We start from the raw sequence: 13,347 nt of genomic DNA on the forward strand, positions 1-13,347 counted from the left end.
GGGAAACAACAAGAAGGACCCAGGGGGGGCGGGAAGGAAGGTGGCGGAGAACGGGGGGGGGCCGCCGTGTGGGGGGGGGGGGGGGGGGAGGGGGGGGGGGGGGGGGGGCGGCCCCCCCCCCCCCCCCCCCTCCCGTCCGTTTCCTACCGTCGGCGGCCGTCTGCGGCCGACTCAGCCGAGCAGGCCGCCGATCGGGTTCCGTCCGCCGCCACCACCGCCACCGCCGGTGGTGGTGCCGCCGTCCGTACCGCCCGTGGAGTCACCCGTGCCCGCGGAACCGGACGACGTGGGCCCGGCGCTGGTCGTCGGAGGCTGCTCCTGCGGGGTGGTCTGCTGCGCGGGCGGCTGCTGCTGGGTGGTCCCCTGCGTCTGACTGGGCTGCCCGGTACCGGCGACCTGACCCGACTCGCGGACGGTGCCGGCGCCCGGCGTGGACCGCTCCGCCGAAGGCACCGGGGACGCGCTGGAACTGGACGGCGCGGGCCGCCGCTCGTCCGGGGTGCGCGACGCCTGCCGCTTGCCGGTGGACTCCTGGGGAAGCGGGGAACCGGGGAGCTGGTTCGTCGGGTAGTCGTGCGGGCCCGGTACGGTCACGACCTCGCTGGAGCGGACCGCTCCGCCCAGCAGGGAGCCGACCAGCAGGGTCAGGCCGACGACGACGGTGGCGACGACCGTTCCGCGGCGCAGGACCCGTCCGCGCAGGTCCCAGATCGAGGACCGCGGGCCGAGCTTGCGCCACGCCTCACCGGCGAGGCGTCCGTCGACGGAGTAGACGGGTGCGCCCGCGATGATCAGCGGGCTCCAGGCGGCCAGGTAGATGATGTCGGGCGCGTCGTAGGCGGCGACGGTGCGCCAGCTGACCGTGACCAGGAGGGCCGCGGAGAGCAGCGCCCCGACCGAGGCGGCGACACGCTGCCACAGGCCGAAGACGGTCAGGACCCCGACCACCACCTGGAGGAAGGCGACGGTGAGCCCGGCGCCGACGGGGTGCGAGAGGGCGAAGTCGCGGAGCGGTTCGGCGAGGGCCCACGGATGCAGGGACGTCAGCCACTTGACCATGGAGCCCCGGTCGCCGCCGTCGAAGTAGACGGGGTCGCAGAGCTTGCCCATGCCCGCGTAGATGGTGATGAAGCCGAGGAAGACGCGCATCGGGAGCAGGACGACCCCGAGGTTCATCCGGCGGCCCGGGTAGTACGCGTGCCGGACGGAGTCGTTGCCGTGGCGCCGCTCCCGGGCGGCCTCGTTGCCGTCCTCGGTGCCGTCCTCGTCGTCGTACCCGTCGTCCTGGCCGGAATAGACCGGGTCGTACGCGCCGACCGCCTGCCGCATCGGGGGCAGCAACGGTCCACCGCCGCCGCGTGCGGGCTGCGGTGCGATGAGTACGGGGTTGGGCTGCGTCTCCTCGAGGCGCGGGATGACCTGCGTGGCGCCCGCGGCGTGCCCGTCGGAGAGCTCTGTGCCGAGCCCGCCTTCGAGCCGGCCCGCAGTGGAGTTCCGTACGGCCTGGAGGAGTCCGCCCGCTCCGGGATCACCCGGCTCGGACCTGCCGCTCCAGACGACGGGCGCCCTCCTGCGACGGCCTCCGGCACCGCCCATGGCGGGGATCCGGGGCGTGGCGGCGGCGCCACCGAGCAGCCGTGCACGCTGGCCCGGGGCGAGCTGCACCCGGAAGCTGGCGTGGTTGACGATGACCTGCGCGGGGTCGCAGTCCACCTTGGTCATGCTCAGGGCGGGTTGTTCGTCGAACCGAGGCGTTCTGGTGTCCACACTCATCTAACCGAGTGATGTGTGTTTAGGACACTGCCTTGACGCGCCGGAAGTGTCCGAGACCCGTCAAGATCCGGCCAATCTCGGCCCCATGGGAACCTTTGTCCAGGTCCCGCGCGTCAACTAGCCCTGGCGAGCCGTCTTATCTACGGGGCAGGGATGCATGGCCGGACAGTTGCTGACCTTCAAGGACCTCACGCGGTACCCGGTGATGGCCCAGGCCCTGGACAACCAGTGGCTGCCCGGAGACCTGGCCCTGGCCCGGCAGCGGGTCAGCGCCCCGCCCGGGCACTCGCCCGACGAGGTGGCGGCCTCCTCCGCGGAGCTGCGGCGCGCCCTGGTGAACAGCGGCACGCTGGTGGTGAACCGGGCGTACTTCCTCAACAACGAAGCCGTGTACGCCAACTACCTGCCGGGCGCCGAACCCTCCGAACGCCAGGCCTTCGTACGGCTGCTGAACGAACAGGCGCTCGTCCCCTTCCTGTACACGGAACGCGACCCGGCCGCGCGCTTCGCCTGGACGTACGACGAACAGGTCCACCGCGCCTGGGGCCGGCTGCTCGCCGACGAGGCGGAACCGGCGCTGGTCCGCTTCGACTGGGACGACGAGGCCAACCGGGCAGCCACGCAGGGCGTCAGCCGGTTCTTCTCCAGCCAGCTGCCCACGCTCCCGCGGCTCGACGAGGCCCCGCTGGGCAAGCAGTTGAACATCCCCGTCAAACAGGCCCGTGCCATGAAGGAAGGCATCCTCACCGACATCGCCGCCTGGGCGGTCCGGCAGGACCTGTACGCGCCCATCACACGCGAGACCGTCTACCGGGAGTTCCTGACCCGCCCCGGCACCGAGGTACGGCACGGGTTGCTGCGGGAAGGCAAGCACATCGTGCCCGCCAAGCAGCTGATCGACCTCCTGTACAACCTGGGCGTCCCGAAGGCGAGCCGGATCACGGCGCTGACCCCACCGGGCTCGCCGCCCCGGTCGACGCTCCAGGAACTGCGGGACGACGTCCGCCCGCAGGAGACCAGCCCGGAGTCGATCGGGTTCCTGCTGCGGGACCTGTTCGCCGACGCCCTGCACCGCGCGGTGGACGGGCCCAACTCGTACGGCTCGCTGACCCTCGCGGACGTGACGCGACTGCGTACGACGGAGGAGTGGCACGCCTATGTGAACGCGCTGGACTCGTTCGTCCTCGGCAGCTTCCGCGACGGCCGGATGCCCACGCCCGAGGAGTTCCGCGCGGGCACGTCCGACGTCAACCGGCTGCACCGCGGCATGCTGCGGGCGGCACGAAAGGTGAGCGGGGGCGGTCAGGGGTTCCAGCGCGAGATGAAGGTGGCACTGGTCCTGGAATCCACCGGCATCGCGCTTCAGGTGACCGCCGGCGAGGAGGTGTCGCTGCTGGCCGGGTCGCTCCAGATGGCGACGGCCTTCGCCGGAGCGCTCAGCATGCGGCTGGAGTTCTTCGACCGGAGCGGCAGCGGCGGGCGCAGCGGACTCGGGCATTCCCTGACATTGCCTTCGCTCCAACTGGGCAATGTCAAGAGGGACTGGGCGAAGATCCTCAAGGCGTACGGAGGCCGGATCGAGGAGACGGGCGCACAGCCACCCAGGCGCCAGGCCGATCAGCAGTCGCCGTACGCGTGAGCGGCGGCGGGTCCACGAGGAGCACGACACACCCATGAGCACCGAGCAATACGAGAAGCTGCGCGCGGAGCGCCCCGACCTGTTCCGCAACGAGCCCGGTGGCATCGAGATCCTCACCGACCCCGCCGCGGTATCGGCGGCGGGCGGGGTGCTCTACCAGGATCCGTACGTGCTGCTCGTACGCGACCCCGTGCGCTTCCCGGACGGTTCGGAAGGGACGTACATCCGCTCCCTGAGCCCGACCCGCGAGCAGGGCTGTGTGGTCCTCCCCCTGCTGGACGGTGACGTGGTGCTCATCGAGCACTTCCGCCACGCGACGCGCTCGTGGCACTGGGAAGTGCCGCGCGGCTTCGGCACGGCCGGGCTGTCCGACGAGGAGAACGCGGCGAAGGAGCTCCGGGAGGAGATCGGCGCCGTGCCGGACGAGGTGATTCCGCTCGGCGAGGTGCATCCGGACACCGGCACGACAGGTGATCACGTGTCACTGTTCGCCGCACGGATCAGCGGTACGGGCCCCCTGGACAAGGCGGAGGGTATCCGCCGGTGCCTCACCGTGCCGTTCGCGGAGGCGGAGGCGATGGTGGGCGACGGCCGGATCACCGACGCGTACACGATCGCCGTACTGATGCGGGCCCGGTTGGCGGGGGTGGCGGGCGGGGCTCCCTGAGGTGCCCCGCCCGGCCGTGCCCCGGAAGGGGTCACGCCCGGCGGCGCGCCACCTCGTACAGCACGATGCCCGCGGCGACACCGGCGTTCAGCGACTCGGCGCCGCCCGGCATCGAGATCCGCACGCGGTAGTCACAGGTCTCGCCGACCAGCCGGCCCAGACCCTTGCCCTCGCTGCCGATCACGATGACGACCGGGCCCGCCAGGGCCTCCAGGTCCTCGACCGTGTGCTCGCCGTCGGCCGCCAGGCCCACGACCGTGATCCCGGCCTTCTGGTAGCCCTCCAGGGCCCGCGTCAGGTTGGTGACACGGGAGACCGGCGTACGGGCCGCCGTGCCGGCCGAGGACTTCCAGGCACCGGCCGTCATCCCGGCCGCGCGGCGCTCCGGCACGACCACACCGTGGCCGCCGAACGCGGACACGGAGCGGACGATCGCGCCGAGGTTGCGCGGGTCGGTGACCCCGTCGAGGGCGACGATCAGCGGGTCCTCGCCGTTGTCGTACGCGGCGGCCGTGAGGTCCTCCGGGTGCGCGTACTCGTACGGCGGGACCTGGAGGACGAGGCCCTGGTGGTTCAGGCCGTTCGTCATCCGGTCGAGCTCGGGGCGCGGGGCCTCCATCAGGTTGATGTTGCCGCGCGCGCCGGCGAGCTGGAGCGCCTCGCGCACCCGCTCGTCGTTGTCGATGTACTGCTGTACGTACAGCGTGGTCGCGGGGACGCCGTCGCGCAGGGCCTCGAACACGGGGTTGCGGCCGACGACCATCTCGGACGTGCCCTTGGCGCCGCCGCGGCGGGGAGCCGGGCGGCGGACCGCGGCGTGCTTGGCCTTGGCGGTCGCGATGCGGTTCTTCTTGTGCTTCTTACGCTCCTCGGCGGGCGGCGTCGGTCCCTTGCCTTCGAGACCACGGCGTCGCTGACCACCGCTGCCGACCTGCATGCCCTTCTTGTTGGACGTGCGGCGGTTCCTGCGCTGGCTGTTCCCGGCCATGACCTACCTGTTTCGTTGCTTCAGAAATATGTCTTTAAGTGAAAGTGTGCCGCCCGGAACGCCGGGCGGCACATTTGCGCCGGTCAGACCGGTGCGGAGAAGCTCGCTAGCGCGGCCCGAGGGTCCATCGGGGACCGCTGGGGCTGTCCTCGATGACGAGACCCGACTGGGTGAGCTGGTCGCGGATCGCGTCGGCGGCGGCCCAGTCCTTGCGGGCGCGCGCCGACTGGCGCTGATCAAGAACGAGACGTACGAGAGTGTCGACGACGCCGTGAAGGTCCTCGCCGCGGTCGCTCTCGCCCGCCCAGTGCGGATCGAGCGGGTCGAGGCCGAGGACTCCGAGCATGGCGCGTACCTCGGCGAGGCGGGCGACAGCGGCTTCCTTGTCGTCGGCGGCGAGGGCGGAGTTGCCCTGGCGGACCGTGGTGTGGACGATCGCGAGCGCCTGCGGGACGCCCAGGTCGTCGTCCATCGCCTCGGCGAACGCGGGCGGCACCTCGGCGGCGGGCTCGACGGTCTCCCCCGCCTTCTCGGTGACGCGCTGCACGAAGCCCTCGATCCGCGCGAACGCGGACTCCGCCTCGCGCAGTGCCTCCTCGCTGTACTCGATCATCGACCGGTAGTGCGGGGTGCCGAGGTAGTAGCGCAGCACGATGGGGCGCCATGCCGTGACCATCTCGCTGACCAGCACGGAGTTGCCGAGCGACTTCGACATCTTCTCGCCGGCCATGGTGACCCAGCCGTTGTGCACCCAGTAGTTCGCGAAGGTGTCGCCGTACGCCTTGGCCTGGGCGATCTCGTTCTCGTGGTGCGGGAAGATCAGGTCGATGCCTCCGCCGTGGATGTCGAAGGCGGTACCGAGGTACTTGTGCGCCATGGCCGAGCACTCCAGGTGCCAGCCGGGGCGGCCGCGGCCCCAGGGGGTCTCCCAGCTCGGCTCGCCGGGCTTGGCGGACTTCCACATGGCGAAGTCGCGCTGGTCCCGCTTACCGGTCTCGCCGTCGCCGGAGGGCTGGCGCAGGTCGTCCAGCTCCTGGTTGGAGAGCTCCAGATAGCCGGGGTACGAGCGCACGTCGAAGTAGACGTTGCCGTCGGACTCATAGGCGTGACCGCGCTCGATGAGACCGCGCATCATCTCGACCATCTCGGTGATGTGGCCGGTGGCACGCGGTTCGTACGTGGGCGGGAGGCAGCCGAGCGCGTCGTAACCGTTGTTGAACGCGCGCTCGTTCTCGTACCCGATCGACCACCAGGGGCGGCCCTGTTCGGCCGACTTGTTGATGATCTTGTCGTCGATGTCGGTGACGTTCCGGATGAACGTGACGTCGTAGCCGCGGTACTCGAACCAGCGGCGCATGATGTCGAAGTTGAGGCCCGACCGGATGTGCCCGATGTGCGGGGCGGCCTGCACAGTCGCGCCACAGAGGTAGATCGAGACACAGCCCGCTGTGAGCGGAACGAAATCACGGATCTTCCGGGCGCTGGTGTCATGCAGGCGAATAGTCACCCCTCAAGGGTAGTGGGCCCGCACCAGTGCCCGGGTCCTCGGCGGGGGTTCCGTCCTCAAGCGCCGGACGGGCTGTGCCGTGACGCCCCCTCCGCCGTCGCCCGTTCGGGGTGGTCCGGGGCCCCCGGACCACCCCCCGCTCAGGTGGAGGGCTGCGCGGCTCGGTACACCAGCGCCGTCGCGATGCCCGCGATCCCCTCGCCGCGGCCCGTGAAGCCGAGGCCGTCGGAGGTGGCGGCGGAGAGGGAGACCGGAGCGCCGACCGCGGCGGTCAGGACCTTCTGCGCCTCCTCGCGGCGCTTGCCGATCTTCGGCCGTACGCCGACGACCTGCACGGCCACGTTGCCGATCTCGTACCCCGATGACCGCACGATCCGCGCCGCCTCGGTGAGCAGCGTGACGCCCGACGCACCCGACCATTCGGGGCGCCCCGTGCCGAAGTGCTGGCCGAGGTCGCCGAGACCGGCGGCCGAGAAGAGCGCGTTGCAGGCGGCGTGCGCCACCACGTCCGCGTCGGAGTGGCCGGCCAGCCCGGGGCCCTCGCCCTCCCACAGCAGCCCCGCGCACCACAGCTCGCGGCCCTCCTCGAACGCGTGGATGTCGGTCCCGATCCCGACGAGCGGGATCACGGGAGCGGGCTGCCGGTCAGAAGCCATCGTTCGCCCTCCGGCGTGCGAGAACCGCTTCGGCCAGCAGCAGATCGAGCGGCCGGGTCACCTTGAACGCCTCTTCGTGCCCGGGTACGACGACGACCGGCGCGCCGAGCTGCTCCACCATGCCCGCGTCGTCGGTGGCACCCTCGCCGTCGACGGCCACGGTCGTGTGGGCGCGGACGAGCGTGTCGCGGTCGAAGCCCTGCGGCGTCTGCACGGCGCGCAGCCTGGCGCGTACGGGCGTGGCGAGTACCGGTTCCGGCTGGTCGCGGGGCCCCGGCTCGACTTCCTTGACGGTGTCGGCGAGCGGCAGGGCGGGTACGACGGCGGGTGCCCCGTCCCGTACGGCCTCGACCACCGCGTCCACGGTGTCGACCGGCACGAGCGGGCGGGCGGCGTCGTGGACGAGGACGACGGTGATGTCGTCGGGCAGCGCGTCCAGGCCCAGCTTCACCGACTCCTGGCGGGTCTCGCCACCCGCGACGACGAGATAGTCGGTGCGTTCGGGCAGGGCGTGTTCGTCGAGGAGGTTCTTCACCTCGGGCGCGCCGTCCGGCGGAGCGACCACGACGACGAGGCTGACGGCGCGGGACGCCGCCATGGCCCGGACCGCGTGGATCAGGATCGGGGTCCCGCTGAGGGCCCGGAGCGCCTTGGGCGCGCCCGGCCCGAGACGTACGCCCCGGCCTGCTGCGGGGATCACCGCGGCGGTGCGGGGCGGGCGCGATTCGTCAGGCGTCGGTGACATCGGTGACATCGGTTGCACTCCGAAGCTTCGGCAGGTTTGTTTCCACGGCCGACATGGGTATGGCCACAGCGAGCCGGGCGGGACGCTTGACTTGACCGGGACCCTTCCGTGACACCTGGTCGGCAAGCCTCACCGGCCGCTCAATGCGCGCGCATGGCTGAATTTGGCTGGTGAAGAACGGCTGGAAAAGGCACCACATTTGGAGCCGAACATGCCGCAGCGCCCGGCGACACACCGTGAATACGGCTGGTCAGCGGGCACCGCGGCACATTCATACGACCGGTGCGATCCGGTTCAGGACGCGAGGACCTCGTCGAGCAGAGCCTCGGCCTTGTCCTCGTTCGTGTTCTCCGCGAGAGCGAGCTCACTCACCAGAATCTGGCGGGCCTTGGCGAGCATGCGCTTTTCACCTGCGGAGAGACCGCGCTCGCGCTCACGACGCCACAGGTCACGAACCACTTCCGCGACCTTGATGACATCGCCGGAGGCGAGCTTCTCGAGATTTGCCTTGTAACGCCGGGACCAGTTCGTCGGCTCTTCGGCGTACGGTGCGCGCAGCACCTCGAAGACCCGGTCCAGGCCCTCTTGCCCGACCACGTCGCGCACTCCGACGAACTCCGCGTTGTCCGCCGGTACACGAACCGTCAAGTCACCCTGGGCGACCTTGAGCACCAAGTAGGTCTTGTCCACGCCTTTGATCTGGCGAGTCTCAATAGCCTCGATCAGCGCGGCCCCGTGATGGGGATAGACCACGGTGTCGCCAACCTTGAACGTCATGTGACAGGTACCCCTTCCGTGGCTATCCAGAGTAACACGAGAACAGCTTCTCCTGAATGGCGTTTTCGCAGGTCAGGGCATATCTCGGGGCTTGACAACAGCAACAGGAACGTGCTGCGGAAGGCTTCTGGAACGCGGTATTCGCAGGTCGGAGCGGCTGTGCGGCCGAAGCGAAACGTGCCGGTTACGCCCGGCGGAACCTGCCACGAAGGTGTCGAACGTCCCGTTTTGCCGGATTCAGGATGATGAACTTTCCGTAGTCCGTTCGGAGATCGATCACTCGTACGGACGTAAGTGGTCGGTGGTCAATGAAATTGATCAACGGCCGGCAAGCGTGAGGATTATGTGCGCGGAATGCACCACCCCCGGAAATTGATCACCTGCGTTATGCGAACGGAGGGTGAATCGGCGCGAGCGGGGCCCGCTGGTCAAGCCCGTGCGGCCCAGGGGGCGGGTCGGGTGCGGAGCGGGAAGCGCGGCTCGGTAACCTGAGCGCGCTGACACACGCTTAGGGCGGCTTTACGCCGCCCGCCTTCGCGTCCGCAGAGTCCGAAGTCCGCAGTCCGAACGTTCAAGGAGTTGCCGCCGCCGTGAGCCGCAGCCTTCGACACGGCGCCCTCGCCGCCACTGCCATCGTGTTCTCGATCGCTTCGATGTCCGCGTGCAGCGCGGGCAACGACGCACAGACGCTCCAGGTCAGGCCGGACAACGCAGCCACTGCCGTCGACAACATCAAGATCCAGAACGCGAATGTCATCACCCAGCCCGAGCACGGCGCCGAGGGTCCGGCAGTCGTCTCCGCCCTGCTGTTCAACAACGGCACCAAGCGTGAGGTCCTGGAGGCCGTCACGCTGCCGGGCAGCGACAGCCCCGTGAAGCTGCACGCGGCCAAGGGCAACGGCCCGGTCGTCGTACCGGCCGGCGGCTCGGTCATGCTCGGCGGAAAGGGCAACGCGGCCGCCGTGATCGAGAACGGCCACGAGGCCGCTCGCAACGGCGACGTCCAGACGGTCGTCTTCAAGTTCAGCGAGACCGGGGACGTCGAGCTGGGCGCCTCCGTCGTGCCGTCGGCGAGCTTCTTCAAGGGCTTCGGCCCGAGCACGCTGCCCGCGCAGGCGAAGCCCACGCCCTCCCAGACGCAGTCGGGAGCCGCCTCCGAGACGCCCGGCACACCGTCCGGCACGCCGACGGAGCCGGTGACCGGCTCGGCCAGCCCGGAAGCCGGGGCGTCCGCCTCCCACACCGCCGCAGGGCACTGACCCCGCGTACGCACATGTGAAAGGGGCGCCTCCCGGCCGGGAGGCGCCCCTTTCACGTGTCGCCTGGCTCACCCGGCGGTTTACGGCTCGAACTTGTACCCCAGGCCGCGGACCGTCACCAGGTAGCGCGGCGCGCCCGGGTCGGGCTCGATCTTGGCGCGGAGACGCTTGACGTGGACGTCGAGGGTCTTGGTGTCGCCGACGTAGTCCGCGCCCCAGACCCGGTCGATCAGCTGCATACGGGTCAGCACACGGCCCGCGTTGCGCAGCAGCATCTCCAGCAGGTCGAACTCCTTCAGCGGCAGGTCGACCTTGCCGCCGGAGACGGTGACCACGTGACGGTCCACGTCCATCCGCACCGGGCCCGCCTCCAGGGCGGCCGGGGTGACCTCCTCCGGCTCGCCGCGGCGGCGCAGGACCGCGCGGATGCGGGCGACCAGTTCCCGCGAGGAGAAGGGCTTGGTCACGTAGTCGTCGGCTCCTATTTCCAGCCCGACGACCTTGTCGATCTCGCTGTCCTTGGCGGTGACCATGATCACCGGGACGTTGGACCGGACGCGCAGCTGGCGACAGACCTCGGTGCCGGGCAGGCCCGGGAGCATCAGGTCCAGCAGAACGAGGTCGGCGCCGTTGCGCTCGAACTCGTCGAGACCGTCGGGGCCGGTCGCCGCGATGGCGACCTCGAAGCCTTCCTTGCGAAGCATGTAGGACAGGGCGTCGCTGAAGGATTCCTCATCCTCGACGACAAGCACTCGGGTCACGGAAGAGCCTCCGGGGCAGGGAATGGTTCAAAGGTGTCGGTCTCGAACGGTGCCTCGTCGTCGCCGTTGACGATAAGCGGTCCGCCGGTGGTGTGTTCCCGTACGACACCCGATTCGGGCAGCCGCAGGGTGAAGGTGGAGCCCTGACCCTCGGAGCTCCAGACCGTGACCTCCCCGCCGTGCGAGGCGGCCACGTGCTTGACGATGGCGAGGCCGAGACCGGTGCCACCGGTGGCCCGCGACCGGGCCGGGTCGACGCGGTAGAACCGCTCGAAGACCCGCTCGCGGTCCTTCTCGGAGATGCCGATGCCCTGGTCGGTCACGGCTATCTCGATCAGATCCCCGCCGGGTGCCACGATGCGGCGGGCGGCGATCCCGACACGCGTGCGGGCGGGGCTGTAGTTGACGGCGTTCTCGACGAGATTGCCGAGCGCCGCGGCGAGCTGACCGCGGTTTCCCCAGATGAAGAGGTCCGCGGTGCCGCCCGAGGCCATGGTGATCTGCTTCGAGCCGGCCTGCTGCCGGCAGCGGTCGATGGCCTCGGCGACCAGTTCGTCCACCCGTACCGGCTCGGCGTCCTCCAGCGGGTCGTCGTTCTGCACCCGGGAGAGGTCGATCAGTTCCTGTACGAGGTTGGTGAGCCGGGTCGCCTCGATCTGCATCCGCCCGGCGAACCGCTCCACCGCCTCCGGATCGTCCGAAGCGTCCATGACGGCCTCGGAGAGCAGGGAGAGCGCGCCGGTCGGGGTCTTGAGTTCATGGCTGACGTTGGCGACGAAGTCGCGTCGTACCGCCTCTATCCGGCGGGCTTCGGTGAGGTCCTCGACCAGCAGCAGCACCAGCCGGGAGCCCAGCGGGGCGACCCGGGCGGAGACGGCCAGCGCCTCGCCCCGGCCCGTACCGCGCCGGGGGAGGTCCAGCTCCACCTGGCGTATCTCCCCGTCCCTGCGGGTGTCCCTGGCCATGTGGAGCATGGCGTCGACGGACAGCCGGCCGCCGCGGACCAGCCCCAGCGCGTACGCGGCGGAGCTGGCCTTGACGACGCTGTCGCTCTCGTCGAGGACGACGGCGGACGAGCTGAGTACGGAGAGGACGGTGTCCACTCCGGGGGGCAGTGCTGCGTTGCTGTCGGGCCGCAGGGACGTACGCGTAGGTTTGCTCTGTTCGCGCTCGCTCCAGCGGAACGCCAGCATGGCGATCACACCGGTCAACAACCCGGCGATCGCGGCAGCTGCGGCGACCGCCGCGTTCACGTCCATGCTTCAAGGTTATGCGTGGTCGACGGCTCTCTCCCAGCCATCCGAGTGCCATCTCGAACACTCGTCGCCCAGAGTTCACCGAGGAGCAAGTATCGGTTCACTTCGGCGGTCGGAACCCGACGCGTTCCACCCGCACCGTGGGAGCGTGGGGGTCGGCCCGAGAGACCCCGGCCTCAGTAAGGAAACCGGAGAGGGACTTCCATGCGCGACGCTTACCACGAGGAACTCGATTCGATCGGCGAGGGCCTGGTCGAGATGGCCCGGCTCGTCGGCTCCGCGATCGGGCGGGCCACCACGTCCATGCTCGACGCCGACCTGAAGCTCGCGGAGAGCGTCATCGCCGCGGACCAGAAGGTCGACGACCTCCAGCACGACCTGGAGGCACGCGCCATCGCGCTCCTCGCGCGCCAGCAGCCCGTGGCCACCGATCTGCGTATCGTCGTCACGTCGCTGCGGATGAGCGCCGACCTGGAGCGCTCGGGCGACCTCGCCCAGCACGTCGCCAAGCTGGCCCGGCTGCGCTTCCCGCAGTCGGCGGTGCCGCACGACCTGCACGCCACCATCCTGGAGATGGGGCAGCTGGCGCAGCGCCTGATGGCGAAGGCCGCCGAGGTCATCATCACCAAGGACGTCGACCTGGCACTCCAGCTGGAGCAGGACGACGACGAGATGGACCTGCTGCACCGCACGCTCTTCCAGCACCTGATGGACGACCGCTGGAAGCACGGCATCGAGACCGCCGTCGATGTGACGCTGCTCGGCCGTTACTACGAGCGTTTCGCCGACCACGCCGTGTCGGTGGCCAAGCGGGTCGTGTACCTCGTCACCGGCGAGCACGCGGACGACATCCAGGCGGCGGCTCCGGGCCCGGTGGAGGGCGCGTAACCGCCGCGCCGCGGTCACCCGCCCCGTCCCGTGCGCTCTGCCGCGCGCGCGGGTCGCACACGTGTGCTGCATGTGTGCGCCGTTGATGCGCCCGCCGGGGTGGGCATCCAATGGGGTGGGGGCGGCACACCATGTCCGTACGCCCTCATGAGCGCGTACGCCCTGAGGAGGAAGCATGGCCGATTCCCCCGTCAACGAACCCCAGCAGGAGACACCGACCGAAGTGCTGCACCTGTCCGTGCTCGGCGCCTGCGGCTGCGGATCGGGCTGCGGGTGCGGCTGCCAGTCGGGCGGCCCGTGCCAGTGCGGTGGCTGCTCCGGCTGACGGACAGACGCGGTGGGGGGGGGGGGGGGGGGGGGGGGGGGGGGGGGGGGGGGGGGGGGGGGGGGGGGGGGGGGGGGGGGGGGGGGGGGGGGGGGGGGGGGGGGGG

General features: G+C 70.5%; 13 protein-coding genes. 5 read left to right on the forward strand and 8 right to left on the reverse strand.

Annotated features, from left to right (window positions below):
• Positions 1 to 171: 171 nt before the first annotated feature.
• Entirely contained in the window at positions 172 to 1,773 is a 1,602-nt protein-coding gene (locus AC07FA_RS32950) for a DoxX family protein (protein WP_479080014.1), read from the reverse strand.
• Between the two features lie 157 nt (positions 1,774 to 1,930).
• Here AC07FA_RS32950 and AC07FA_RS32955 point away from each other — a divergent pair, with 157 nt between their 5' ends.
• A complete protein-coding gene (locus AC07FA_RS32955) occupies positions 1,931 to 3,412 on the forward strand; it encodes a hypothetical protein (protein ID WP_479080015.1) in 1,482 nt (493 codons plus the stop codon).
• A gap of 34 nt (positions 3,413 to 3,446) precedes the next feature.
• Positions 3,447 to 4,079 (forward strand): NUDIX hydrolase, encoded by a 633-nt coding sequence (locus tag AC07FA_RS32960; protein WP_479080016.1) that lies wholly within the window; start codon positions 3,447 to 3,449, stop codon positions 4,077 to 4,079.
• Between the two features lie 31 nt (positions 4,080 to 4,110).
• Here AC07FA_RS32960 and rlmB read toward each other — a convergent pair whose 3' ends face one another.
• The 5 genes from rlmB to AC07FA_RS32985 all read right to left on the reverse strand — a co-directional run bounded on the left by rlmB (position 4,111) and on the right by AC07FA_RS32985 (position 8,752).
• Entirely contained in the window at positions 4,111 to 5,067 is a 957-nt protein-coding gene (rlmB, locus tag AC07FA_RS32965; RefSeq protein ID WP_479080017.1) for a 23S rRNA (guanosine(2251)-2'-O)-methyltransferase RlmB, read from the reverse strand.
• 106 nt (positions 5,068 to 5,173) lie between these two features.
• A complete protein-coding gene (gene cysS / locus AC07FA_RS32970; protein ID WP_479080018.1) occupies positions 5,174 to 6,574 on the reverse strand; it encodes a cysteine--tRNA ligase in 1,401 nt (466 codons plus the stop codon).
• Between the two features lie 140 nt (positions 6,575 to 6,714).
• Positions 6,715 to 7,230, reverse strand: coding sequence for a 2-C-methyl-D-erythritol 2,4-cyclodiphosphate synthase (ispF, locus tag AC07FA_RS32975; protein WP_479080019.1), 516 nt, complete (start codon positions 7,228 to 7,230; stop codon positions 6,715 to 6,717).
• On the reverse strand, positions 7,220 to 7,984 hold the full coding sequence (ispD, locus tag AC07FA_RS32980) for a 2-C-methyl-D-erythritol 4-phosphate cytidylyltransferase (protein WP_479080020.1): 765 nt from the start codon (positions 7,982 to 7,984) through the stop codon (positions 7,220 to 7,222). Before ispD ends, ispF begins: the two co-directional genes overlap by 11 nt.
• 285 nt (positions 7,985 to 8,269) lie before the next feature.
• Positions 8,270 to 8,752 carry a CarD family transcriptional regulator gene (locus tag AC07FA_RS32985; RefSeq protein ID WP_006380568.1) on the reverse strand — a complete coding sequence of 161 codons (483 nt, stop codon included), beginning with the start codon at positions 8,750 to 8,752 and terminating at the stop codon, positions 8,270 to 8,272.
• A 590-nt stretch (positions 8,753 to 9,342) separates the two neighbouring features.
• On the opposite strand from AC07FA_RS32985, the gene AC07FA_RS32990 reads away from it, so the two are divergent.
• Complete coding sequence (locus tag AC07FA_RS32990; protein WP_479080021.1) at positions 9,343 to 10,011, forward strand: DUF461 domain-containing protein; 669 nt, start codon at positions 9,343 to 9,345, stop codon at positions 10,009 to 10,011.
• A gap of 80 nt (positions 10,012 to 10,091) precedes the next feature.
• Here AC07FA_RS32990 and phoP read toward each other — a convergent pair whose 3' ends face one another.
• Positions 10,092 to 10,763: a two-component system response regulator PhoP gene (gene phoP / locus AC07FA_RS32995; RefSeq protein WP_465269737.1), complete on the reverse strand. Its 672-nt coding sequence runs from the start codon at positions 10,761 to 10,763 to the stop codon at positions 10,092 to 10,094.
• A 5-nt stretch (positions 10,764 to 10,768) separates the two neighbouring features.
• Positions 10,769 to 12,031 (reverse strand): two-component system sensor histidine kinase PhoR, encoded by a 1,263-nt coding sequence (gene phoR, locus AC07FA_RS33000; protein ID WP_479080022.1) that lies wholly within the window; start codon positions 12,029 to 12,031, stop codon positions 10,769 to 10,771.
• A gap of 201 nt (positions 12,032 to 12,232) precedes the next feature.
• Here phoR and phoU point away from each other — a divergent pair, with 201 nt between their 5' ends.
• Together phoU and AC07FA_RS33010 are read left to right on the forward strand one after the other, a co-directional pair.
• A complete protein-coding gene (gene phoU, locus AC07FA_RS33005; protein WP_479080023.1) occupies positions 12,233 to 12,916 on the forward strand; it encodes a phosphate signaling complex protein PhoU in 684 nt (227 codons plus the stop codon).
• A gap of 175 nt (positions 12,917 to 13,091) precedes the next feature.
• A complete protein-coding gene (locus AC07FA_RS33010) occupies positions 13,092 to 13,241 on the forward strand; it encodes a hypothetical protein (protein WP_479080024.1) in 150 nt (49 codons plus the stop codon).
• The last annotated feature ends 106 nt before the right edge of the window (positions 13,242 to 13,347 follow it).

Source organism: Streptomyces sp. NPDC045968, from assembly GCF_056430475.1.

Bases quoted from the DNA above. Each gene is read 5' to 3' on its own strand.
- AC07FA_RS32950 (WP_479080014.1), bottom strand. From the start codon at position 1,773: ATGAGTGTGGACACCAGAACGCCTCGGTTCGACGAACAACCCGCCCTG.
- AC07FA_RS32955 (WP_479080015.1), top strand. From the start codon at position 1,931: ATGGCCGGACAGTTGCTGACCTTCAAGGACCTCACGCGGTACCCGGTG.
- AC07FA_RS32960 (WP_479080016.1), top strand. From the start codon at position 3,447: ATGAGCACCGAGCAATACGAGAAGCTGCGCGCGGAGCGCCCCGACCTG.
- rlmB (WP_479080017.1), bottom strand. From the start codon at position 5,067: ATGGCCGGGAACAGCCAGCGCAGGAACCGCCGCACGTCCAACAAGAAG.
- ispF (WP_479080019.1), bottom strand. From the start codon at position 7,230: ATGGCTTCTGACCGGCAGCCCGCTCCCGTGATCCCGCTCGTCGGGATC.
- ispD (WP_479080020.1), bottom strand. From the start codon at position 7,984: ATGTCACCGATGTCACCGACGCCTGACGAATCGCGCCCGCCCCGCACC.
- AC07FA_RS32985 (WP_006380568.1), bottom strand. From the start codon at position 8,752: ATGACGTTCAAGGTTGGCGACACCGTGGTCTATCCCCATCACGGGGCC.
- phoR (WP_479080022.1), bottom strand. From the start codon at position 12,031: ATGGACGTGAACGCGGCGGTCGCCGCAGCTGCCGCGATCGCCGGGTTG.
- phoU (WP_479080023.1), top strand. From the start codon at position 12,233: ATGCGCGACGCTTACCACGAGGAACTCGATTCGATCGGCGAGGGCCTG.
- AC07FA_RS33010 (WP_479080024.1), top strand. From the start codon at position 13,092: ATGGCCGATTCCCCCGTCAACGAACCCCAGCAGGAGACACCGACCGAA.